Below are 22,666 nucleotides of genomic sequence, written 5' to 3'. Positions count from 1 at the left end.
TTGAATGGGAAATCGTGAGTCGATTATGGAAGTTGAAGGTAAAGCATTTCCTGGTAAAACATATACTGAGGCTGTTCTAGAACCTGCTTACAATGAAGCCAAACAGCATCTATTGGATGCCATGTTGGCCATTAATAAAGCTCATTTGATTATGTTGAAGGAGCAGCAGTTGATTTCACAAGATGAGGCAAACCAGATTGCGAATGCTATTGTACATCTTGACCTTGATCTTTTACGCCAATCTAATTATTCGGGTGAGTTTGAGGATTTATTCTTTCAGGTGGAAAGCCAGCTGCAGCAGCACGCGGGCGATGTTGCGGGAAATTTGCATCTAGCGAAGAGCCGTAACGATATGGGTGTTACGATTTACCGTATGGTACTTAGGGAGAAGCTTCTGGTCACAATGCAATCCGGTTTAAAGTTACGTAAGCAGCTTCTGCAATTCGCAGAGGAGCATATTCATACGCTGATGATTGGCTATACACATACCCAGCAGGCGCAGCCAACGACCATGGCTCACTACATCATGGCTGTTGTTGACTCGCTTACGAGAGACATCCGCCGGATGACAGCCGCTTACAATAATTGTAACCGCAGTAGTATGGGAGCAGCTGCGCTTACAACGTCGGGTTTTCCCATTGATCGGAACCGAGTGAAAGAGCTTCTAGCCTTCGACGAGCTTGTAGAGAATTCCTATGACGCTATTGGCGGAGCGGATTATTTGGGAGAGGTTGCAACTTCTATTAAACTTGCAGCCATCAACCTGGGGCGAGTCGTTCAGGATTTATTGCTCTGGTGTACGCAAGAGTTCGCCGTTATCAAGGTAGCCAGTCCTTATGTTCAGATCAGTTCCATCATGCCGCAAAAGCGAAATCCTGTATCTCTAGAACATATGCGCGCCCTTCTTTCCAGCTGCGTTGGCAATGCGGATTCCGTGCTTGCGATGATGCATAATACGCCTTTCGGCGATATTGTTGATACCGAAGACGACATGCAGCCTTACGCGTGGAAATCTCTTGAACTCATGGACAAGATCTATCGACTTCTAGCCGTCGTAGTGGGGACGATGGATGTTAATAAAGAGGTGCTTCGTAAACGCACAGAAGGCAGCTTCGCTACCGTTACCGAACTGGCGGATACCTTGGTTAGAACGGACAAACTCTCCTTCCGAACTTCCCACCATATCGTAAGTTCAGTCGTAAAGAGAGCGATGTCGGAAGGATTAGCAGCGAACGAAGTTTCATGGGAACTCGTCAATGAAGAAGCTAAGGAGATCATCGGTCGTAATTTGATAATGGATAGAGTCACATTAGCACAAGCCTTAGACCCTGAGAACTTTATTCAAATACGCTCCTTGCCAGGAGGACCAAGCCCCCAAGAGATGATGAGAATGATTCAGATGCGTTGTAAGGATCAACTAGCTCTGGATCAATGGTTAACGGAGTCGGATCATAAAAGCCGTACTGCTCTGCAGGTTTTGGATGAAGTCATGAGGGAGTGGGGGAACCCATAATGTCAGCAAAAAAGATTCCATTTCTTGCTGTGGACGGCGGAGGAACCAAAAGCCTGTGCTACTTCTTCGATGAGCATGGTCAGATTCGAGGTCAAGGTAGATCAGGATCTTGCAATTATCAGGGGGTCGGTAAAGAAGCAGCTGTGAGGGAGCTTATCCATGCGATTCGAAATGCTTTGGAGGACGGTAAATTAGTAGGGAATGGGGAGGTTGGCGAAACAGAATTAGAAACGGATTGTGCGGCATTGGGGATCGCTGGTTTGGATACCGAATATGATCGCAGGATCATCCTGGCGTTAGTTGAAGAGGCGCTGCAGCATTTACGTATATATGCCAAACGTTTAATTATTGAAAATGACGGCTTCGCAGCATTACTGGGGGCAACGAATGGTCAACCAGGCATTCTTATGATTGCTGGAACAGGATCCATCGTTTATGGCGTTAATGATCAGGGCGTTGTTGCCAGAGCAGGAGGGTGGGGACATCGAGTTGGAGATGAGGGAAGCGGGTATTGGATCGGTAAACAAGCGATCATTCACATTTTAAAAACATGGGATGGACGGACGGCCCCCAACAAGCTGGCTGATCATATTCTTCCTTACTTGGATCTAAAAAATCCCGAGGATTTGTTTAATTGGACATACAACTCGAACTATTCTGTGGAAAAAGTAGCTGAATTGTCCAGTCTCGTCTCCCAAGCGCATACGCAGGGCGATCAAGTGGCTAAGTCCATTATGATTCAAGCAGCCGAACAGTTATTTACTTGTGCTAAGGCCGTCATTGAGCGAATAAATTTATATAGACAACCTTTTCAAATTATTTTGCAAGGCGGCGTACTACAAAACAATGCGTTTGTAAGGGAATATATAACGAGCCAATTCAACACCTTTGCGCCATCTGGACAAATCGAAAACAAGAATAAGGAGCCTATATTTGGAATGATGGCTTTGGCTCTAGATCACTATCAGAAATTTCATGATGGATGATTAGTCTAGTGGAGGGATCCTATGAAAAAAAGGCTGTTGTTCGTTTTTGCCCATCCTGATGATGAGTCATTCGCTTGCGCCGGCACCATGGCAAAATATAGGGAAGCCGGTCACGACGTCCATTTGATTTGCGCAACCTCTGGTTGCGGGGGGAAGTCTGGCGAGTATTCAGTAACCTGCAAGAAGGAACTCGCCACACTCCGGGAGCTGGAATTGTCACAGGCTTGCTACGTCATAGGCGTAACTAACTTGTATTTGCTTCATTACGCGGATGGCAGCTTGATTAACCAGGATATCAACGAAATAGCCGCAAAAATCGAATCCCATATTGTACAGCTGCTACCGCAAGTCATCGTAACGTTTCCTCCAAACGGAGTGACTGGACATCGAGATCATATAGCCATATCCCGAGCTACAGAACAAGCGGTTCTTCAATCTGAGGAGAAATTGATGCCATCTCAGTATTGCACCTTGTTTTTCGCATCGATTCCTCACTACTATGATTATTGCGCAGATTCAGCACCAACCGGTGCAGTCCCCATAACTGGAAAAGTAAACATAGTGAATCAACGTGAAACAAAAGGGCGTGCGCTACACGCACATCGAAGTCAAATCTATTCGGTAAACCGAGCCTATCCAGGTGTCATGCAAGGAGACTATGGGGTTATCGGACAATATGAGTACTACACGAAGGTGCGGGCTGATGGACTGTTTGAAGACATTCAGGAAAGCACGGAAGGAATTCCAGAGATAGAGCTTTGTTAACGAATGAGCAGATGATACTAAAATTGAAGTTAAACAATGGAGACCCTAAACCCGGTGAATAATCCTACATGGATTGTATATCGGTTTTTTTGTGTTCCTGTATAAGTGACAAATCATAGTTTATTCGAGGCATATAAAATTCGCGAGCTCTTACGTACAATAAATGTAAGGGCTTTATTCATTTATGTAAATTTGGAAGGTGTCTATAGTACAGCTAATCTAAAGGAGGATAACGCAGTGAATATCGTTGGTTGGAATGAGTATCGACATGAGAAATCAAATGAAGCTGTGGCTGCCATTTACCCTGAAGGCATTCATTCTGTGATTGCACAAGGTTTGCAACAAGAAGGTGTGAATGTAAAGACGGCCACACTAGATGAGGTCGAACACGGGCTTACGGATAAAGTTCTTAGTGAGACGGACGTATTGGTTTGGTGGGGACATAAGGCGCATGATCATCATCCACAAATCAAGAAGGTCATTGCGAATGCCGCACGGTGGGCTGCTCCAATGGATGGACCTCAACTGCAATTCGGCAAATCTGAACCTTTGGAGAAGCTCTAATGAAGGTCATTACGATCGGGATTATAGGTACCGGTTTTTCAGCAAAAGCCCATATAGAAGCTATTCGGCGTATTCCTTATTTACAAGTGGTAGCAATTGCGGCTAGCAGTTTGGAGAGAGCAGAAGAGTTTGCTAAAGAATATGGGATTCCTAAGGCGTATGGAAATGAAAGTGAACTCATCCAAGACAACGAAGTCATGGCTGTTCACAATTGTACGCCGAACTATATGCATTACACCATTAATCGCGAGGTTTTATTGGCAGGTAAGCATATATTGTCTGAAAAACCGCTAGGGATTAGCGGTGAACAAACAAAAGAGTTGACACGATTGGCTGAAAATAGTACGGGAGTAAACGGTGTCGCATTCAATTATCGTCATTTTCCGTTGATTGCCGAAATTAAACATCAACTTCATAAGCAGACTTACGGAAAAGTAAACCTCGTATACGGCGGTTTTTTGCAGGATTGGTTGTTAAACAATACAGATTACAATTGGCGACTAGAGCCGAAATATAATGGTGCTTCACGTGCTTTAGCAGATATAGGATCACATTGGTGCGATACGGTCCAATACGTGTTAGGCAAGAAAATTGTTAAAGTCTTTGCTGATTTGAAGGTTGTTCATCCTATCCGGTTAAAGCCGTACGAAAAAGCGAGTCCCATAGATATACATTCGGAAACACTCTATGAGGAAATTCCCATGGAGACGGAAGACTATGGGAGTGTGCTCGTCCATTTTGAAGGTGGTATTCAAGGTGTATTTACCATTTCTCAAGTGAGTGCTGGTCGCAAGAACAAGCTGTTTTTTGAAATTGCAGCGGATAAAGGGACACTGGCTTGGAATCAAGAACAACCCAATTCCTTATGGATTGGTCGAAGAGATCAAGCGAATCATGAGCTATTCTCAGACCCGCGTTTGCTTACCGAATCGGCAGCAGCGCTTTCCCATTATCCTGGAGGCCATCAAGAAGGTTGGCCGGATGCTTTGAAAAATATGTTGATTGATTTTTATTCCGCTATTCGAAACCGAACGGCGAATGAATCAACCTATTCCAGATCATTTGCCAACTTCGAAGAAGGCGATCAGATCATGAAAGTCATGGATGCTATTCTGGAAAGTCATCGTACGGAGCAGTGGGTGAAAATTGAATAACCTGTATTAGTGACAAATATCTATTTATTAGAGTCATGTATTAAATCTCAATTCCCTTTATAATTAAAATGTAAGCGTATAACAAAATAAATTATTTTTGATAATTGATTTTAATACATCACAAATTCATATAGAATAACTTGGAGGTTTCAAGATGCCAAAACAGCTTGTCGCAACTGCACCACGCAAAGCAGAGTTACTTAACTATGAAGAGACTCCATTAGCTCAAGGACAAGTTAGAGTTAAAGTGGACTATGCGTCTCCTAAGCATGGATCTGAATTAGCTGATTTTCGCGGAGAGCGCAACCAAATGGAAGACATATATGATAACGACTGGCAACTCTTTATGCCGCCAAATCCAGACGTGGCTGTAGGGAGTCCTTTTGGTAAATGGAATATTGGCAATCAATGGGTAGGGCGGATTACGGAAATCGGGCCAGAGGTGCAAGGGTATGAGGTTGGCGAACGACTTTGCGGTTATGGCGGCATTCGTGAATCGCATGTGGTAAACACAATCAACCCGAAGCGGTTAATGAAAATGCCAGAAGATATGTGTTGGAAAAATGCCGTCTGCTTTGACCCTGCTCAATTTGCTTTAGGCGGCATTCGAGATGGTCAAGTTAAGCTAGGTGATCGAGTTGCTATTTCAGGCCTTGGAGCTATAGGTGCAATTGCTGCACAAATGGCTAAGTTAGCCGGTGCCAGCTACGTTGCCGTCATAGACCCAATCCTGAAGAGAAGAGAAGCTGCTATCCGTGCAGGCGCAGATGAAGCATTTGATCCTTTTACACAGGATGTAGGTATGGAATTGAAAAAAGCGACCAACAAGTTGGGTGTCGATGTCATCATTGAGACAAGCGCTAACGAGCATGCTTTACAAGCCTGCTTGCGAGGATTAGCTTATGGGGGAACGATCGCTTTTGTTGGCTGGGCCAGACCCTTTAAAGGCGGGTTAAATTTAGGGATGGAAGCACACTTCAATAATGCGAAAATTGTCTTTTCTCGTGCATGCAGTGAGCCCAATCCGGAGTATCCACGTTGGAGCTGGGAACGAATTCAAAAGGTTTGTTGGGGTTTGTTGGCAACTAATCAGGTCAATTGCGAAGAAATTGTTGACCCTGTGATTCCTTTTTCAGAAGTGGCAGATGGATATGAGCAATATGTAGATCGCACACCCGAACAAAGTATTAAATTAGGCGTAACCTTTACGGCGTAATACAAGGATTGAATGAACCAAAAGGGGTGGTAATGTGTCGGACGGTGTCATGGATTTAGATCTCTTATTACAAAATGCGGTGCTTAATATTATACAATTTGATATTCATACCAGACGTGAGATGAAAACCTATAACCGCACCCGACCTTGTTACGTCATGTCCTACCATAAGAAAGGCTATGCCAAGCTTAGGATCGGAGATGAATTATTTTCAATTGAACCGGGTACAGTCATTCTGATCCCGCCTAATGTCGTACATGATCATTTCAAGGAGAACGCAGATGAATCGATCTTTTTATGGTCACATTTTACGTTTGAAATTGGCGGGGTCATTGATGTGCTTAAGCTTTTTCAAATCCCTTACACATTTAAGTTAAAGGATTCAGAAGAGTTCGAGAAGGTTTTCCTGCAATACAATGAGCTTAAGCAGCAAACAGGATTTTTACCTACAACCATTTTACGCAAAGCGAAAGCCCTTGAGTTAATTTACTTAGTTCTCGAAAGCGCCATTCATATGGATGAGAACGCAGGTTCTAATATTCAATCGCGCAGCTTCATGGAGATATTGGCGAAAATTATTCAACACCCTGAGCAGGATTTCTCCTTGTCTCAATTTGCTAAAGAATTGAATATGCACCCTACTTACATTAGCAATCGATTCAAGGAATTGTACGGCAGATCGCCCATACAGGTGCAGCGTGAAATGAAAATCCACAATGCCAAAACGTTGTTAAAAACAAGTCAATTATCCATTACCGAAATTGCGCTATCTTTAGGCTTTAATGGGATACCGAATTTCACAAGATTGTTTAAAACCTACGTGGGTACTTCACCATCGCATTATCGTGAACTCAATAAAAAGAAAATTGACGGGTATTTTACAAAGAATTAATTTTTTAAATTGAACATGTAGGAGAGAACAACATGAAATTTGCTATTCAAGATAAGTTAACCGGTTTATCTGATTACAAAGAAGTTTTTCTTATGGCAAAAGAGATTGGCTATGACGGAGTTGAATTAAACCTTTTCCAGCAGCCCTTAAATGATCATTTAACCGGTGAGCTGCAAGCTGCAATCGATTCAACGGGAATTCCGCTCACAGCTATTTGCGGTGGTTATCGGCACTGGATAGGGCACTTCGACGAATCAAAACGCTTAGAAGCTGTTTCGGATATTCAGAAATCTTTGAAATACGCAGCACAGTTAGGTGCCCAAGGCATTATTGCGCCTGCAGCATATGGCATGTTCTCCAAATCATTACCTCATCAAGTATTACCGCGAGAGGAACATGGAGATCGCATCGTATTAATAGATTCCTTGAAGCGAATAACCGAGCAAGCTGAGAAGCTGCAAGTGACCCTATTTATTGAACCTTTGAACCGTTATGAAGATCATATGCTGCACACCGTATCGCAAGCTGCCTCGTTGATTAAAGAGGTTGAAAGTCAGCATCTTAAGGTTTTAGGCGACTTTTTTCACATGAATATTGAAGAAGCTGATATTTCACGCACCATTGAAAACGATTACAGCAGCTTGGGTTACTTTCATCTGGCTGACAGCAATCGGCAGCTTCCTGGTAAAGCACATACTGATTTCCGGACACCTTTTCAAACCTTGAAAAGACTTAATTATGAGGGCTATTTATCCATGGAATGCAGAATTGGCGAAGAAAGGAGAGAGCTTTTACAAGAAACTTTACAATTTTTGCGGGGTTGTTTGCAGCATTAATCCTAAATGAGAGGGAGAGATAAAAATGAAAAAATGGATTCGATCCATGGTCCCAATTATGTTAATGAGCAGTTTGATATTGTCAGCTTGTACGACGAATGCTCCTGTAAAACAAGAAAGCAAATCCGCTGGTGATGCGAAAAAGGGTGAAGTGGTCACTGTTAATTTTTGGGATAACTATACGGATACAACGCAATCTAAAGCTATGGATGCCATAATTGCCAACTTTGAGAAACAAAATGGAAACATCAAGATCAAAAGATCTTCCATGAAAGCTGACGATCAACGTAAATTAATTAAGCCGGCTTTATTGAGTAAAGAAGGACCGGATTTGTTTGCTTATGATGCAGGCCCAGGTTATCTGGGCGTTCTGGCTAAAGCTAATTTACTCATGGATTTGACAGCGAAATCAGAAAGCTTAGGATGGAATAAACGTTTCCCAGCCTGGATCCAAGAGCGAAATACGTTCGACAAAAAGATTTATGGCGTTGGTACGCAAGTGGAGATGTTAGGTGTTTACTATAATAAAAAGATCTTCAAGGATTTAGGCGTAAACGTGCCAAAAACGTATGATGAATTTCTGGCCATTTGTAAAGCGGCCAAAGATAAAGGCATCGTAGGTATCTCTTTGGATGATAAAGACCAATGGCCTGCGCTCCATTTGGAAAGCATATTCTATACAGCGGTTGCTGGAAAAACAGGAATTGAAGCTGTTTTGAATGGTCAAAAAAACTTCGATCAACCTATTTTTGCTGAATCATTAGATATCTTTAAGAAATTGATTACAGACGGCTATACAACAAAAAGCCCATTGGCGATTTCTTATGAAGACGGCAATAAAGAATTTTTTACAGGTAAAGCTGCGATGCGTATGACGGGTACCTGGATGGTATCCGGTATGGTTGAGAACTTGAAAGAAGATGTTGGTTTCTTCCCACTTCCATCCATTAAGCCGGAGCAACCGCTCATGGCACCAGGTGGAATTGGCGGCACGTTTGCAGTCTCTTCCGGTACCAAGCACCCTGATGAAACTGTTAAATTCCTGGATTATATGTACTCGACGGATACCGCAAAAACATGGTACGAGGCAAGCATTATTCCTCCAATGTCAATTGATATCAACACGATTAATGCGAATTCTCTCTTTAAAGAAGTCGTTAGTTTATCTGCATCAACGGCTGGTCAATCCTATAGTATTGATGTGTTAATGCCACAGAAGGTTAATGATGTTACGATGAATGATTTGCAGGAATTGATTGCTGGGAAGAAGACTGGCGCAGATGTGGTCAAGAATAAGCAAAAAGCTTTTGAAGAAGAAAAGGCAAAAGGTAACTACTAAGCCTTCATGATGAAAAAGATAGCATAGAGATAGTGCTTCTAGCACTATCCCTATGCTTATCTAACAGAAGAGACACTGGAGGTGAACATATGAGCATCCTCACCAAAATAAAACCATTTAAAGCATTGTTTTTTATTTTACCAGCATTGCTTTTTTATATCCTATTTCTGATTGTGCCAATCATTCAGACGGCTCAATATAGTATGTTTGATTGGGATGGTGCTAGCCCAGTCATGAATTTCGTAGGGTTTGATAATTATGTGCGTTTGCTGCATGACTCTATTTTCTGGAAAGCGTTAGGGAATAATTTATTTTGGATTGCCTGTTCGGTGACGATTCCCATATTCATCGGTTTAATTCTGGCTATTTTAGTCCTATCCAAAGGAATTCGGGGAGCTATTGTTTTCAGAGTTACTTATTTTATGCCGACGATCATCTCTCTGGTTGCGGTTGGTATCGTTTGGAATTGGATTTATCATCCGAGCTTTGGGTTCATCAATATAACCTTAGAAAAAATGGGTTTAAGCAGTCTGGCATTAGATTGGTTGGGTAATGAGCATACCGTAATGCCCGCACTGGCAACAGCTGGGAACTGGACTTATTATGGATTTTGTATGGTCATCTTTATGGCTGCTATGCAGGGAATTGATAAAAGCTTCTACGAGGTAGCAAAGATAGAAGGGGCATCTATTATACAAACTTTTGTCCGTGTAACAATCCCCTTACTGAAGAGCACAATCACTTTATTGATCTTAAATTCGTTAATTGGCTCGTTTAAAGTATTTGATATCATTTATATGATGACGAAAGGTGGACCTTATCATTCATCGGAAGTGATTTCTACGTATATGTTTGACAGCGCTTTTCGCTTAAACGAAGTGGGTTATGGAGCAGCAATTTCGATAACGTTGGCTCTTATTATTGCCTCTTGCTCTGTCGTCTATATGCGTTTTGCAGAAAGGGATGGTTAGAAATGAGGCGTTTATTGATGAAGGATACAATCAGAATTCAACTGACGGCTCCTAAAAGCTCGTCCTCGTATGTACAGCAAACTTTAACCTATTTGATCTTGCTTGCCTTTCTGCTTATATCGGTCATGCCAATCGTTTGGATCATTCTAGCTGCACTCAAGCCAGTAAGTGAATTAAATACAAACTTGTTTGCATTCCCTAAGCATTTGACTTTCGGCAACTTTTCAGAAGCTTGGACCGTAGGGAAAATGGGGAAATATTTGTTGAATAGTGTGATTGTTGCTGTTCCTCGCGTGTTTTTTATTATTGTATTGGCTTCTTTAGCAGGCTTTGGCTTCGGAAAGCTTAAGTTCCCGGGCAGAGATGTCTTGTTCTTCTTCTTTCTCTTCGGGATGATGGTGCCGATACAAGCAATGGTCATTCCACTTTATTACACGATGCAGCGTTTGGATTTGATTAATTCCTATTGGGCGCTAATCCTGCCGAGTTTTGGCTTGGCCATGCCATTTGCGATCTTCATGATGCGAACATTTTTTAAGGATTTACCGGATGAGTTGATGGATGCTTCAAAAATAGATGGTTGTAATCATTTCACATCCTATCTTTATATTATGCTCCCGTTGACAATACCTGCGTTAACCTCATTACTGGTATTTGAATTTATGTGGTCGTGGAACGATTTCTTACTTCCGCTGCTCTTTGTATATGACGATGCTTATCGCACATTACCGCTCGGGATGATGTATTTCTTTGGTGAATACACATCTAATCAGTCACTAATTGCAGCAGGGGTATCCATTGCCATTGTACCCATTATTGTGATCTATATTATTTTCCAAAGGAAATTTATAGAAGGTATTACAGCAGGTTCTGTGAAGGGCTAGCATTCGCCATTTTCATGGATGCAACCCTATTATATGGCATTGAACTCGTCATGCAGAGTGCGAATCTGAGAAAACAATTGGAGAATGCTGATTTGGTCATTACGGGTGAAGGAAGATTAGATCAGCAAACTCTTTCTGACAAATGGGTCACAGATCAAATAGAACAAATTATGAGATTGTTGAGCATAACGCAAGAGAATCATTTTAATAAAAAATAAAGACTATTTTTTTTGTATAATTATTGACCGTACAGTAAAGTATATCTTGAAATTTTATACACTTTTTCTTGAAATTGTCCACATTTTCTAGAAATGATGACATATTTTAAACGCACGTGTGGGCTTAAAATGAGAGTAGATCATCCGGGATATTAAGTGTTGACATTCGTTGATCCATCACTGTAACCAGTCGAATGTTAAAGACGGAAGGGAGGTGAACTTGACGAATATAGGCCCCAATGGGTAGGAAAGGAGTTCGTAAACGCAAACCAGTAACGACAGCTTCACGATTGACCGCAGCCAAACTTTGTGTGAGGAGTGGTAATTATGAAAGCAATTACGTTTCGCCCCATGTGGATTCGCCTCGTTTGTATGGTGTTTAGTTGTTTGCTTATTATCAGCTGTTTCCAGAACCTCGATGCTCGCGCATCTGGCATCACGATATCTATCCCCAACTCTTCTTTCGAGGATGTCGGAACCGGCATACCACAATGGTACACACACCCCACGTACGGCCAAAATACAGCAACCGTCTCGAGTGAGAAAGCTTACACTGGCTTGAACAGTATGAAAATGGTGGACACCAGTACTTCGGGTTCACTTGCTCGGATTAGCGAAAAGGTCAGCATTACGCAGAATGAAGAGTACACCGCTTCAGTCTTTGCTTATATTGAGCAAGGATCGATTGATGTTTGGCTGATCTTCTATAACGGTACTACGGAAACGCTTGCTTGGCCCACTGGCGTTACGCCCACGCTCAATCAATGGACGAAGAGATCTATTACAGCAAAAGCTCCAGCTGGAACAACTCAAGTAGCGGTCATGGTTTACAGCTCATTAACGACTGTTACAACAGCCTATATCGACGATGTTTCGATCGGTCAAACCGTTAAAAATGCAGGCTTCGAAGACTCGTTAAGCAATACTTGGACAGTGTCCTCTGGTGCAGCCGTTTCGACGGTGCAGAAGGCGGGGGGAACCTACAGTCTTAAACTGGACGATTCCAGCCCAACCACTGCTAGCACTGCGGAAAGCTCGAATGTAACGGTTTTTACTGGCACAAGAGTCGGAGCTACGGCCAAAATCTACGCGTCCAGCGGCTCCGGTCTGAGCATCCACCTTCTTTTCAAGAATTCCAATGGATTTGTCCTTAAAGATGCTTCAAACGATTTCACTGGTATTGCTGCACAATGGACCCCGGTTTCTGTATCCGCAACTGCTCCTACAGGCACAGCATCTGTCTCCGTATATCTAACAACGGGGATCACAACGTCGATGGTCGCTTACGTCGATGATGTGACGCTGGATCGTCCGATTGAATATAATCTTGGTGTTCAAATTAAGAACAATCCCCTCGATGTCGCTGTATTCGGCAAAGATGCAAGCGGTAACACGGATCTAATGTATGTCGGTTCCAGCGGGTTTCCGTCCAAGTTGGTGGTTTACGATGCCCGAACGGGTGAGCTGTTGGATGATCGAGATCTCATGGTTGATCCGAATAACACGAAGATAGAAGCAGTTTGGGGAATGACGGTGGCAACTGATAAGTCCGTCTATTTGGGAACGGCTAACAAGAAAACGATGTTTCGGTATCTCCCCGGCACAGTTAGCATGGTTAATGGGCAAAAAGTAATTACTGGCAGCTCGTTAGCGCCAATCACCCTACCAACCGGAATGGACGTTATTTGGGATGTAACGGCGGGAAGCAACGGAAAAGTCTACGGCGGAACTTCCACCGACGGCAAAGCGTTCCAGTACGATCCGACCGGAGGGACTGTCGTCTTAAACAGTGGCCTGCCCATCGTCAATGGCCTTGGTTTCGTGAGGTCAATCGCTTATGCGAGCGATACTGAGGTTTATATGGGTATGGGACCGACCTCGAATGCGACAATCATTCGCTTTAATCCGACGAATGGAACTCAAACCACCATTTCCCCGCCAAATTATGGCAGCAAGTTTGTGAATAGACTCGATTATATTTCGAACGGATCGGCGTCGAGGGTGTTCGCCCAGCTATCGGCGGGTCCAACGCTGGTATTGGATAGCACAACGGGTGCGATTGCCTCTTCCTTAAGCGATGTCGACTCACGCGGCGTATCGATGAAACACCCTTCGGATGACAAAGTGTTCTACACGAAAGGGAATAATCTTTACAGCTACGATATTTCATCAGCGGCAGAATTAAATCTGGGCGATGTAGGAGGAAGCGCAGCTGGTTATACTTATTTGACCGATGCAGGCAACACTTATCTGTATGCTGCGCTTAAATCAGGAAAAATTTTGAAATATAAGCTCGCAGCAACGCCTACAATTGATACGACGACATCGTTCGTAATTCCAGAATCTGTGACCAAAATTCGGTCACTGGTCAAGGGGCCAGCCGACAATATTTATACAAGCGGCTATTTGCTTGGAGGGATGGGCGTCTATAATCCGGACACATCCAAAGAAACGTACTTTAAAGGCGCAGGCCAAGCGGAAAATATGACGCCATTGGGCAACAATCTGTATTTAGGCATTTATCCCGGCGCGTGGATCAAGAAATACGATACAACATCGACGTGGAATGATACTACGAACCCTTCGCTCCTGTTCCAGGATATCGACGACGCCCCTTACAAACAGGATCGTCCGTTTGGCATGTTAGCAGAACCCTCAATGAATCGGCTTTATGTCGGTTCAGTAGCGAGTTCCGGGAATAATAAAGGCTCCTTCACCGTCTATGACTTGTCTACTTCCCAACAAGTCACGACCATTAACGATATTGTCTACCATCAAAGTGTTATTTCACTTGCATACAAGAACAATAAAGTTTTTGGCGGCACATCCGTTTACGGGGGAATCAGCAGCACGGTTGATGCGACGGAAGGAAAAGTGTTCGTTTGGAATACAACTGGCGCCAACTCGACACCAGTTCCTCAATTCGTCCCAGCCCCCGGAAGAAAAGTCATCTCAGATCTCATTGTTGGTCCGGATGGGAAAATATGGGGACTTGCGGAAGGGAACTCGTCAGGCAATTCGTCCCATGACACGACCGCAGATTTATTTATTATCGATCCGAATAATCCAGATGCTGCTCATACGACAGTATATCCCGACAAATTCAGCTCAATACCCGTGTCTTGGCAAGGCGGCAAAATGGTTGTCGGCAACGACGGTAACGTCTATGTGAGCGTTGGTGGGAAATTGTACGCCGTTGACGCCAATTCTGCCAACAAAGACGCGGTTACTTTAATCGGGGCAGGTGTGACCCTGCTGACAACGGATAAGTATGGCGATCTTTATTACGTGAAGCACGAAATTAATCTCTACAAGTATGATAAATAAAGGACTCTTCCGTTCAGGTTCATTCGACCATGTCATCGACATGGTCTTTTTTTCATAGGGATGCTGGTCGTATCATCCGGTTGATTTTGTCATCACCGAATAGGATGCTGAGAGTAAGTGGACATAATGCTAAGCTTACAAAGCTCCTGCATCTCTAGCTGAATAAAACGAAGGGTAGATTGGCCGATAGTTTAATTCTTCCCTGATGCGTGTCGTATCTACGATCATATCCCATGGGTTGAACTCTTGCTGCACGGCATCTGATAAATGGTTGTCAGTAAGACCATGAAGACGAAACAGTTCTTCAACAGTGATGGGGGAATCATCAGCAACGTTATAAATGTGGCCATCTATTCCATGCATGCAGGCGGCAAGCAACAAAGCTTGACTTACATCCGCATGGTGTACCATATGAAGCCGTTTGGCGAGGTTCCATTTGCTCATTATTGGAAGAAATTCTGTGACATGGGGATCATGTTCACCATAGACAAAACCAAACCGCAGAATACGAAGCCCCAATCCCTTCTCATGATGAAGACGGAGCAAAGCTTCTTCTGATGCGGCTTTGGTCTGAGGATAAGGGAATTCAGGACGTAATTCATCCTCTTCACGGTTCGGTCTGTTACGAGCTCCAGCTCCAGAACCATACACTAAATTGGTGCTCGCAAACACAAATCTTGGAACTTCTGCATCTAAGGTTGCTCTTGCTAAAGCAATGCTGGCATCGAAGTTTGACAGTTTCGCCGTAGCTTCATCTACACCACGAAACTGAGCGGCCAGGTGCACTACGACGTCAATGCCTTGCAAAGCAGTTGCGAGACTTTCCGTCTGTAAAAGATCACCTTCAATAATCTCAACGCCTAGCTGTTGAAACGTACTCGCCTTTGAAGCATCTCGGATCATTGCTTTAACGTTATGCCCGTGCTGCAGCAAACGTGGTACAAAGCGGCTTCCTATTTTTCCTGTTGCCCCAGTTAAAAAAACATTCATTTTCGATTACCTCCTCGGTTTTGTCAATGCTATACTAACAGTATTACAGAAACTGGAATCAGCTGCCTTCCTGTGTTAAACGTAGGATTGGCAGTGTCAGGATAGGGGGAGCAGCCAATGAAAGAGTTTTCTTCCAGCTTATCGCTGGGTGAGTTTTTGCGGGCACGCAGAGAACGTCTTACTCCAGAGGAAGTTGGGTTGCCGTCTTATGGTCGGCGTCGAACGCCCGGGCTTCGGCGTGAAGAGGTGGCCCAACTTGCCCATATTGGAATTTCATGGTATACCTCATTGGAGCAGGGAAGAGAAGTAAATCCATCTGAGGAAGTATTAAATAGTTTAGCGGGAGCATTACGATTATCCGTTGATGAGTGCCGCCATCTCCATATGCTTGCAATGCCATCAAAACTGGAGGTAGAAGAGGATCAAGAAGTGAGTACCGGGTTGGAGCAAACGGTGAGGGCTCTTGAACCTAATCCAGCTTTCATTTTGGCAAGAGGTTGGGATATATTGATGTGGAATCGAGCGGCAGAACTTGTATTTCGACTACCGACATTCTCAAAGGATTTGCAGCCGCGCCCAAATTGGTTGAGACGTTTTCTGACGGATTCGTCTTTACAAAAGAATAATTTGGATTGGGAAGCTAAAGCAAAGGTCATGATTGCGCGGTTTCGTGCGGATTACCCACTTTTCTCACAGGATGAAAAGCTTAAGGGGTTAATTGAGGATTTTATGGAGACAAGTGGATTATTTCGTTCTGTTTGGCCAAAACATGATGTTCAGACCGTCGCTGACTGCCACAAACGATGGAACGATCCCTTTATTGGGGAGATGGAATTTGAACATGTGACCTTACAACCACCGAGCAATCCGGAACTTAAAATTATGATTTATACCGCATCACCGTCTACGGCTGAGCGATTGAAAACGTTACTGGGTCGGAACATTCCAAATGAAGAGAGAGATGTTTTTTTATGAGAAAAGTTGTCATGTTTAACACTGTTTCAATTGGTGTTTTCAAAAACTCAAAAGGAAGTTGCCTGGGAGAGTTCTAAGTTGTTGAATGGTAATCTTGCAGAAGAAGTAAGAAAATTAAAAGAGGACCAAGGTTCTGATATAACGATATTTGGGAGCGGTACGATTGTGCAGCAGCTTGCCAATGAAGGATTGATTGACGAGTACTTGCTCGTGGTAACTCCGGTTATCGTTGGAGCTGGAAAATCGCTTTTTGAAGATGTCAAAGAATTTAAACTTGAACTGTTAGAAAAAGAAATTTCAGGTCAGGAATCGTTCTGCTTCACTATCAAATTAATAAAAATGAATCCCAATAAACTGAAACAACATAAAATCCCCTTAGTAGCCACTAATATTGCGGCTTTTATTTATTTTCTATGAATCAAAGGCTTTATGTTAAAATGTGGATATATGAATCAAAGGTGGATGTGCACTCAAATGGAGAACTGTTCGAATATCATGGGAATTCCAGTTCCTAAAATAACAATGGATGATACCGTTAAATTGATTAGTGAGGTTATCACGGAGAAAAAAACAGAACTGTTTCATATTGTTACGCTCAATCCGGAGATCACCATGTCTTGTCAACACGACCAACAGCTGCGTTCCATTATAGACGAGGCCGATCACCTCACAGCTGACGGAATCGGAATCGTCATGGTATCGCGTTTAAAAGGGAATCCCTTGCCCGAGCGTGTTACGGGTTGTGACCTTCTAGTCAAATTGCTTGAGACTGGAAATCGAAACAATTGGTCTTTTTACCTTCTGGGAGCGGATGAAACGACTAGTAAAAAGGCTGCCGAAAATATCAATAAGACATACCCCAATGTATCGGTTCTGGGAAGACATCACGGTTTTTATGATCAGATGGAAGAGGCACAAATTATTGAAGAAATAGAAATATTGAGTCCCGATGTCTTAGTTGTTGCTCTAGGGGCTCCAAAAGCTGAACGTTGGATTTATAAGTTTAAGGAAATGCTCAATGTTAGAGTAGCTATTGGCGTTGGAGGAAGTCTTGATATCATCGCTGGAAAAGTGAAACGAGCACCTACCATTTGGCAAAAACTACAGCTGGAATGGCTGTTTCGATTAGTAAATCAACCTTCAAGATGGCGGAGACAATTGATTTTGCCTCGTTTTGCTATTAGAGCGTTGTTTTTTAAAGAAGAAAGCTAAGTATATTGTAGTATTGTACATTTCCATATTAGATGGACTGCCCATTCAAGAATTTCAGCGAAGCGAAGGTGCTGCTCAAGTCTGTTTCTTTCAAGCCGATCGAGGACCACTAGCAGGATGTTTACCTTTCGATTTCGCACCTCGACTAAAATAAATATCAGTATGATTTTGGATACGATTTTTCGGAAGGGCTCGGAAGAGTGAAGATTGGCGATAAATTCGGTTTTATCGATAAATCGGGAACAACCGTGATCGACGTGAAATACGACGAAGCTTTGGATTTCCATAATGGATTAGCTCCGGTTAAAGTCAGTGAGAAATGGGGCTATATCAACAAAAGCGGAGAGTGGGAGATTCAGCCTCAATATGAAGATGCGCAGCCATTCTCGGAAGGTCTTGCCGCCATTCAAACAGGGAGTAAATGGGGCTTTATTGACTACAAAGGGACTCTAGAGATACAACCTTCTTTTGATAAAGCAAAGTCATTCACAGGAGGCCTGGCAGCCGTTCAAGTAGGTGATTGGAAATGGGGTTATTTGAATAAAAAAGGAGAGTTCCAGATAAAACCGGCTTATTACTTGGCAGAGCCTCTCACAGCCGGAATTGCGAATGTTCGTGTCGGCTGGGAAGGAGAAGGCCCGGATTCAGGATATATCGACGTAAATGGGAACTACATATGGACCCTTAGCAGATAAGAGTTCGAAATAGATCCAATAATTATTTTGATTAGATAAAGAACAACTTTCTATTGAACAAAGAACGAGAGTTATATTTGAAACAAGGAAGGTAGCCGTTCAGAGGATGATCGGCTGCCTTCTTCGCTATGATAAATATTCGATAACTGCTCGTGGTTTATTTGGAGTTCTTTCGGCAAGGGATTATTGGTTAAAAGAGAATTGTAATATTTTTCGGGAATGACTGAGGAAAAAGTCTCCTGCATTAATTCTTCGAATACTACATCCTTATAACCCCAACGTGTCAAAAGTCTTTTCAAAAATTCGGAATGAAGCATGATATCAGTAGTCCCAAGGTGGAAAATGCCCGTCAGCCCTTGTTCCATTAAATAGGTAATTTGCATCGATAATAACTGATCTGTGTTCCGGGTGGAATACAAATTCGTATAGATCTTTATTGACTCTTTGTCTTTAAGCTGTTGTCTCAATTCATTAGTTCGCGGTGTGTTATGACCAAAAATGGTTGGAATCCTAACGATGGTAAGTTTGTCGAGTAGTATTTCAGCCATTACTCTTTCGCAGTCCACTTTAAATTGTCCATAATCACTGGCAGCGCGGGGAGGATCCTCTTCGAAATGAGGCGAATCTGTACTCGCATCAAACACGTTGGAGGTGGAGCAAAAAATCATTCGACCACCTGTATTTCTTAAGTAGTCAGCAGTTTGAATATGGAACTTAAGCTGCTCTTCAAAATCTCCGCGCAAAGCCATAACTACGAAATCGGGATTGACTTCCGTTAAAAACTTGTCCAGTAAATCAAGATCACCTATCGGAAGATGAATAGTGCGATCCGAAGGTAAAAATGTCGGTTTACTCAGATTATAACTTCCATAAACATCATGATGATTACCTGTTAGAGTTTTAGTTAATGCCTTTCCGATTGTTCCGCTTACTCCGAAAATGATGATTTTCATTTAGCCTAATCTCCTTTGAGGATTTGGAGAACCACTAACTCGATTGTAACATAACAATGACATGTGAAAACATCTATGGCAGGTGAGGAAAAAGAAAGAATAACAGTGTTAGCGTCATAGGTGCTCTCAATTTAGGTGTAGAATACTTGAATCCGATTTTTACTCATCCTTATCATGCAGCGCGTCACCCATCCAAACAAAATCTGCATGATAAGTATACGAAATGACGCGACGTTAAAGTGGGAACAAAGGGCACGCTTATGGCAACGTAGTGAAGACTGGATAAACCAACGATGATGAATCCCACCCTCAAGCTTAATCTTGGGGATGGGCTTTTTTGGCGTTTTGGGATCAAAATCGTCGAGCGATATCCGAAAGAAGCCTGACTCCATCCCGCAGTTGCCCCTCATTGACGAATGAATAGCTTAAACGGATCCAAGATTTCATCTCTCTAAGAGGATCAAAGATGATACCCGGAACAAAAGAGACCGATTGCCGGACGCTTTCTTTCAAAAGCTCTTCTACAGGAAGTGCTTCGGGAAGCTTAAGCCACAAATTGAAGCCTCCTTTTGGACTGACCCAACTCCATCCGGTAGTGGATAATTCCTCCTCCACAATTTCTTTTCTGATTTGAAGGGCGATGCGCAGCTTCTCCAAATGTTGCCTAATCCGTTCTGACTCGAAGTAGTGTAGAAAAATTTTCTGGTTAACCAAAGGAGTTCCGTTATCAGCCAACGATTTTGCGGTAATGAGTGGTTTTATAACGGACGGACGACCGATGACGACGCAAATGCGTAGTCCTGGTGCCACATATTTACTGAAGCTGCGGAGATATACAACCCAACCATCTGTATCGTAAGAAAAAATAGGCTGAGGAGGCGGCTGGTCAAAATACATCTCGTGAATGGCATCATCTTCTATTAGTAAACAGCGATATCGTTCAGCTAGCTCGACAAGCTGCTTACGTTGGTCTGAAGGAACCGTATACCCTGTGGGATTATGAAAAGTAGGATTCATATAAAAAATACGGGGTCTATGCTGTTTCATTAGCATTTCGACTTTCTCCAAATCGTAGCCTTTGGGGGAAATGTCGACAGGAATAAACCGTGCACCCTGTTGGCGGAAAATATCAAGCGCGGCACTATATGTTGGCCTTTCTACCAAGATAAAATCCATCGGTCTGATGTATACCCGAGAAATTAAATCAATTGCCTGCTGCCCTCCGGTCGTTATCAATAGATCGCTTACTGTCAGTTGAATACTGTGATGGCGTTTCATGTACTGGCAAAGGAATTCACGCAGTTCTTCATCCCCTTGTACACTGGAGTAGGTTCCCATTAATTTCGGATAGATGTCGAAAACTTTCTTAACATATTCAGATAGATAAAGATTCGGCAGTAAATTGGGATCGATCAATGATTGGGAAAATTGATAAACAACGGGTACCTGTTGAATTTCGGATAAGGAGTTTTTCAAATGGCCGGAAGAGGTGATAGGGCTTCTATCCGTATACTCGGAAATAACATGTTCCGTGAAGTCAGGACTTACATAATATCCCGATTTCTCCTTTACATAGACCTTATCGTTTTGTTTCAGCAACTGATACGCTCGAAACACTGTTAGCCGGTGTACCCGGAGCTCTTGGGCGAGCAGCCTAATCGAAGGCAGCTTGTCATGTGCCTTTAACTCTCCACGCTCGATCCTGGTGATGATATAATCGTACGTTTGTCTAAAAAGTAGTTTGGTATCATTCGTCAATGAGTGTATATTCTTCATACCTAGTTCACTCCTTTATTCACTTATTATATATCAAGCTTTCGCAATCTGTTCTGCTATCTTGCATCTGTTCTGTTACCTTCCTTGTATAATACATATCAAGAGGGGGAACATCCATGATTATTTTCAATTATTTGCTCGTATGTCTCATTTTTGGAACAACTTTTTTAGCGATTAAGGTAGGTGTCGATGCTTCAACGCCGCCTTTCTTCTCCGCGGGAATTAGGTTCTTCCTTGCAGGTTTGATATTGTTCTTTTGGATGGTATGGAAGAAAAAGGCCAACTTATCGTTGTTAATTCACAAAGAAATGCTGCTAACAGGAATAGGTTTGACTTTCGGCACATTCTCTACATTGTACTGGGCTGAGCAATATGTCTCATCCGGCTTCGCTGCCGTTTTATCGGCTACGGCTCCAATGATGATGCTTGTGCTGCAAACACTTGTCCTGCGGCAGAAGACATCGGCACGATCTGTATTCGGCTGCATACTAGGATTCGTAGGAATTGTATTGTTATTGCTTCCACACCTTACAATAACCGCTAATATAAGGTGGATAATCGGTTGCGTCGCGATTTTGGTGGGGCAGATCTTCTATTCCTCGGGTGCCTTATATTCCAAACGGGTCATTCAACGATTCCCACAAGCATCGCCCATTGCGCTTAACGCGGCTCAGATGATTTATGGAGGCCTGCTGCTTGTTATTCTGTCTTTATTCACGGAACACGTGGACATGAAGAGTATGCTGACAACAAAGGCGATCGGGTCTCTTCTATACTTAATTGTTATCGGCTCGATGGTAGGACATAGTCTTTTCTATTGGCTCGTCGCCAAAACGAATCCTGTCTTTCCGACTACATGGCTCTATATTTCGCCGACGATTGCCCTCACTTTCGGAGTGCTATTGTATGGCGAAACGATCACTTGGGTATCGGCAATAGGGGTGATAACAATTATTACAGGAACAGTTTTTGCCAATCTGGACAGCTTGAAACAATTGATCAATAAGAGGAGAATAGACTCAATACCCGTTAGACAGGCTAAAATATTAGACTGAAGAGACCGTCGATTCATTCATCCAGTCTTACTCTGCATTGAGGTGCTAAAATCGGTATCAATCGTCATTTATGCTCAATTGAGGTTGCTGGATGATTGAATCCATATTCGCATTTGAATGATGTTGTATAAAGTGCAACAATTACTGCTTAAATCTCGGTTCTCAACCTTAGTTGTTGCACAATGTACAACAATTTTGGAGCTATACAGGCCATTTCGCAACAGATGGGCTCGAAATGTTGTACAAACGGCTAGGCCCCCGAATTCTGGAGTCTTCCCGTTAAAAAAGCCAATTTTCGTAAGATTGCTTCTTTGTGCTAACAGTTACATTGCTTTATAGAATATC

General features: G+C 42.9%; 20 protein-coding genes and 2 pseudogenes. 19 read left to right on the top strand and 3 right to left on the bottom strand.

All coding sequences use genetic code 11. The features are described from left to right. Nucleotides 1-4: 4 nt before the first annotated feature. The 13 genes and pseudogenes from argH to ASG85_RS23100 all read left to right on the top strand — a co-directional run bounded on the left by argH (nucleotide 5) and on the right by ASG85_RS23100 (nucleotide 14,665). Complete coding sequence (argH, locus tag ASG85_RS23160) at nucleotides 5-1,513, top strand: argininosuccinate lyase (RefSeq protein WP_060647855.1); 1,509 nt, start codon at nucleotides 5-7, stop codon at nucleotides 1,511-1,513. Beyond that, nucleotides 1,513-2,499: an N-acetylglucosamine kinase gene (locus tag ASG85_RS23155; RefSeq protein ID WP_057302874.1), complete on the top strand. Its 987-nt coding sequence runs from the start codon at nucleotides 1,513-1,515 to the stop codon at nucleotides 2,497-2,499. The genes argH and ASG85_RS23155 overlap by 1 nt, the downstream gene beginning before the upstream one ends. 21 nt (nucleotides 2,500-2,520) lie before the next feature. Then, nucleotides 2,521-3,264 (top strand): PIG-L deacetylase family protein, encoded by a 744-nt coding sequence (locus ASG85_RS23150; protein ID WP_057302875.1) that lies wholly within the window; start codon nucleotides 2,521-2,523, stop codon nucleotides 3,262-3,264. A gap of 237 nt (nucleotides 3,265-3,501) precedes the next feature. Further along, a pseudogene (locus tag ASG85_RS23145) lies at nucleotides 3,502-3,720 on the top strand (trehalose utilization protein ThuA); the annotation flags it as partial. 107 nt (nucleotides 3,721-3,827) lie between these two features. Continuing rightward, entirely contained in the window at nucleotides 3,828-4,982 is a 1,155-nt protein-coding gene (locus tag ASG85_RS23140; protein WP_060647854.1) for a Gfo/Idh/MocA family protein, read from the top strand. Nucleotides 4,983-5,136: 154 nt separating this feature from the next. Next, a complete protein-coding gene (locus ASG85_RS23135) occupies nucleotides 5,137-6,198 on the top strand; it encodes a zinc-dependent alcohol dehydrogenase (RefSeq protein WP_060647853.1) in 1,062 nt (353 codons plus the stop codon). Nucleotides 6,199-6,232: 34 nt separating this feature from the next. Continuing rightward, nucleotides 6,233-7,090 (top strand): helix-turn-helix domain-containing protein, encoded by an 858-nt coding sequence (locus tag ASG85_RS23130; RefSeq protein WP_060647852.1) that lies wholly within the window; start codon nucleotides 6,233-6,235, stop codon nucleotides 7,088-7,090. A gap of 32 nt (nucleotides 7,091-7,122) precedes the next feature. After that, the gene (locus ASG85_RS23125; RefSeq protein WP_060647851.1) at nucleotides 7,123-7,926 is read left to right on the top strand and encodes a sugar phosphate isomerase/epimerase family protein; all 804 of its coding nucleotides are present in this window, start codon (nucleotides 7,123-7,125) and stop codon (nucleotides 7,924-7,926) included. Between the two features lie 25 nt (nucleotides 7,927-7,951). Then, on the top strand, nucleotides 7,952-9,265 hold the full coding sequence (locus ASG85_RS23120) for an ABC transporter substrate-binding protein (protein WP_060647850.1): 1,314 nt from the start codon (nucleotides 7,952-7,954) through the stop codon (nucleotides 9,263-9,265). Between the two features lie 89 nt (nucleotides 9,266-9,354). Then, entirely contained in the window at nucleotides 9,355-10,236 is an 882-nt protein-coding gene (locus tag ASG85_RS23115) for a carbohydrate ABC transporter permease (protein ID WP_060647849.1), read from the top strand. Between the two features lie 17 nt (nucleotides 10,237-10,253). After that, nucleotides 10,254-11,120 (top strand): carbohydrate ABC transporter permease, encoded by an 867-nt coding sequence (locus tag ASG85_RS23110; protein ID WP_063860356.1) that lies wholly within the window; start codon nucleotides 10,254-10,256, stop codon nucleotides 11,118-11,120. 14 nt (nucleotides 11,121-11,134) lie between these two features. Further along, entirely contained in the window at nucleotides 11,135-11,338 is a 204-nt protein-coding gene (locus ASG85_RS23105) for a glycerate kinase (RefSeq protein WP_060647848.1), read from the top strand. Nucleotides 11,339-11,665: 327 nt separating this feature from the next. Beyond that, the gene (locus ASG85_RS23100; protein ID WP_060647847.1) at nucleotides 11,666-14,665 is read left to right on the top strand and encodes a hypothetical protein; all 3,000 of its coding nucleotides are present in this window, start codon (nucleotides 11,666-11,668) and stop codon (nucleotides 14,663-14,665) included. A 135-nt stretch (nucleotides 14,666-14,800) separates the two neighbouring features. On the opposite strand, the gene ASG85_RS23095 is transcribed toward ASG85_RS23100, so the two are convergent. Then, on the bottom strand, nucleotides 14,801-15,655 hold the full coding sequence (locus tag ASG85_RS23095; RefSeq protein WP_060647846.1) for an NAD-dependent epimerase/dehydratase family protein: 855 nt from the start codon (nucleotides 15,653-15,655) through the stop codon (nucleotides 14,801-14,803). Between the two features lie 117 nt (nucleotides 15,656-15,772). Between ASG85_RS23095 and ASG85_RS23090 the strand changes: the two genes are divergently transcribed. From ASG85_RS23090 to ASG85_RS23075, 5 genes and pseudogenes are all read left to right on the top strand, one after another. Then, complete coding sequence (locus tag ASG85_RS23090) at nucleotides 15,773-16,630, top strand: helix-turn-helix transcriptional regulator (protein ID WP_060647845.1); 858 nt, start codon at nucleotides 15,773-15,775, stop codon at nucleotides 16,628-16,630. A 78-nt stretch (nucleotides 16,631-16,708) separates the two neighbouring features. After that, on the top strand, nucleotides 16,709-17,047 hold the full coding sequence (locus ASG85_RS23085) for a dihydrofolate reductase family protein (RefSeq protein WP_060647844.1): 339 nt from the start codon (nucleotides 16,709-16,711) through the stop codon (nucleotides 17,045-17,047). A 57-nt stretch (nucleotides 17,048-17,104) separates the two neighbouring features. Then, entirely contained in the window at nucleotides 17,105-17,842 is a 738-nt protein-coding gene (locus tag ASG85_RS23080) for a WecB/TagA/CpsF family glycosyltransferase (RefSeq protein ID WP_057302886.1), read from the top strand. A 158-nt stretch (nucleotides 17,843-18,000) separates the two neighbouring features. Further along, a pseudogene (locus tag ASG85_RS39625) lies at nucleotides 18,001-18,057 on the top strand (hypothetical protein); the annotation flags it as partial. Then, entirely contained in the window at nucleotides 18,043-18,537 is a 495-nt protein-coding gene (locus ASG85_RS23075) for a WG repeat-containing protein (protein WP_060647843.1), read from the top strand. The pseudogene ASG85_RS39625 and the gene ASG85_RS23075, both read left to right, overlap by 15 nt. A 71-nt stretch (nucleotides 18,538-18,608) precedes the next feature. Here ASG85_RS23075 and ASG85_RS23070 read toward each other — a convergent pair whose 3' ends face one another. Both ASG85_RS23070 and ASG85_RS23065 read right to left on the bottom strand, forming a co-directional pair. Beyond that, the gene (locus ASG85_RS23070; protein WP_060647842.1) at nucleotides 18,609-19,490 is read right to left on the bottom strand and encodes a sugar nucleotide-binding protein; all 882 of its coding nucleotides are present in this window, start codon (nucleotides 19,488-19,490) and stop codon (nucleotides 18,609-18,611) included. A gap of 351 nt (nucleotides 19,491-19,841) precedes the next feature. Continuing rightward, nucleotides 19,842-21,266: a PLP-dependent aminotransferase family protein gene (locus ASG85_RS23065; protein WP_057302889.1), complete on the bottom strand. Its 1,425-nt coding sequence runs from the start codon at nucleotides 21,264-21,266 to the stop codon at nucleotides 19,842-19,844. Nucleotides 21,267-21,382: 116 nt separating this feature from the next. On the opposite strand from ASG85_RS23065, the gene ASG85_RS23060 reads away from it, so the two are divergent. Continuing rightward, nucleotides 21,383-22,321 carry a DMT family transporter gene (locus ASG85_RS23060; RefSeq protein WP_060647841.1) on the top strand — a complete coding sequence of 313 codons (939 nt, stop codon included), beginning with the start codon at nucleotides 21,383-21,385 and terminating at the stop codon, nucleotides 22,319-22,321. Nucleotides 22,322-22,666: the final 345 nt, after the last annotated feature.

It is taken from the genome of Paenibacillus sp. Soil724D2 (assembly GCF_001427935.1).
Taxonomy (GTDB): domain Bacteria; phylum Bacillota; class Bacilli; order Paenibacillales; family NBRC-103111; genus Paenibacillus_E.
Note: the sequence above shows the minus strand (reverse complement) of the source record. Positions and strands in the feature narration are given on the sequence as shown.

Bases quoted from the DNA above. Each gene is read 5' to 3' on its own strand.
- argH (WP_060647855.1), top strand. From the start codon at position 5: ATGGGAAATCGTGAGTCGATTATGGAAGTTGAAGGTAAAGCATTTCCT.
- ASG85_RS23155 (WP_057302874.1), top strand. From the start codon at position 1,513: ATGTCAGCAAAAAAGATTCCATTTCTTGCTGTGGACGGCGGAGGAACC.
- ASG85_RS23150 (WP_057302875.1), top strand. From the start codon at position 2,521: ATGAAAAAAAGGCTGTTGTTCGTTTTTGCCCATCCTGATGATGAGTCA.
- ASG85_RS23140 (WP_060647854.1), top strand. From the start codon at position 3,828: ATGAAGGTCATTACGATCGGGATTATAGGTACCGGTTTTTCAGCAAAA.
- ASG85_RS23135 (WP_060647853.1), top strand. From the start codon at position 5,137: ATGCCAAAACAGCTTGTCGCAACTGCACCACGCAAAGCAGAGTTACTT.
- ASG85_RS23125 (WP_060647851.1), top strand. From the start codon at position 7,123: ATGAAATTTGCTATTCAAGATAAGTTAACCGGTTTATCTGATTACAAA.
- ASG85_RS23120 (WP_060647850.1), top strand. From the start codon at position 7,952: ATGAAAAAATGGATTCGATCCATGGTCCCAATTATGTTAATGAGCAGT.
- ASG85_RS23115 (WP_060647849.1), top strand. From the start codon at position 9,355: ATGAGCATCCTCACCAAAATAAAACCATTTAAAGCATTGTTTTTTATT.
- ASG85_RS23110 (WP_063860356.1), top strand. From the start codon at position 10,254: ATGAAGGATACAATCAGAATTCAACTGACGGCTCCTAAAAGCTCGTCC.
- ASG85_RS23105 (WP_060647848.1), top strand. From the start codon at position 11,135: ATGGATGCAACCCTATTATATGGCATTGAACTCGTCATGCAGAGTGCG.
- ASG85_RS23100 (WP_060647847.1), top strand. From the start codon at position 11,666: ATGAAAGCAATTACGTTTCGCCCCATGTGGATTCGCCTCGTTTGTATG.
- ASG85_RS23095 (WP_060647846.1), bottom strand. From the start codon at position 15,655: ATGAATGTTTTTTTAACTGGGGCAACAGGAAAAATAGGAAGCCGCTTT.
- ASG85_RS23090 (WP_060647845.1), top strand. From the start codon at position 15,773: ATGAAAGAGTTTTCTTCCAGCTTATCGCTGGGTGAGTTTTTGCGGGCA.
- ASG85_RS23080 (WP_057302886.1), top strand. From the start codon at position 17,105: ATGGAGAACTGTTCGAATATCATGGGAATTCCAGTTCCTAAAATAACA.
- ASG85_RS23070 (WP_060647842.1), bottom strand. From the start codon at position 19,490: ATGAAAATCATCATTTTCGGAGTAAGCGGAACAATCGGAAAGGCATTA.
- ASG85_RS23065 (WP_057302889.1), bottom strand. From the start codon at position 21,266: ATGAAGAATATACACTCATTGACGAATGATACCAAACTACTTTTTAGA.
- ASG85_RS23060 (WP_060647841.1), top strand. From the start codon at position 21,383: ATGATTATTTTCAATTATTTGCTCGTATGTCTCATTTTTGGAACAACT.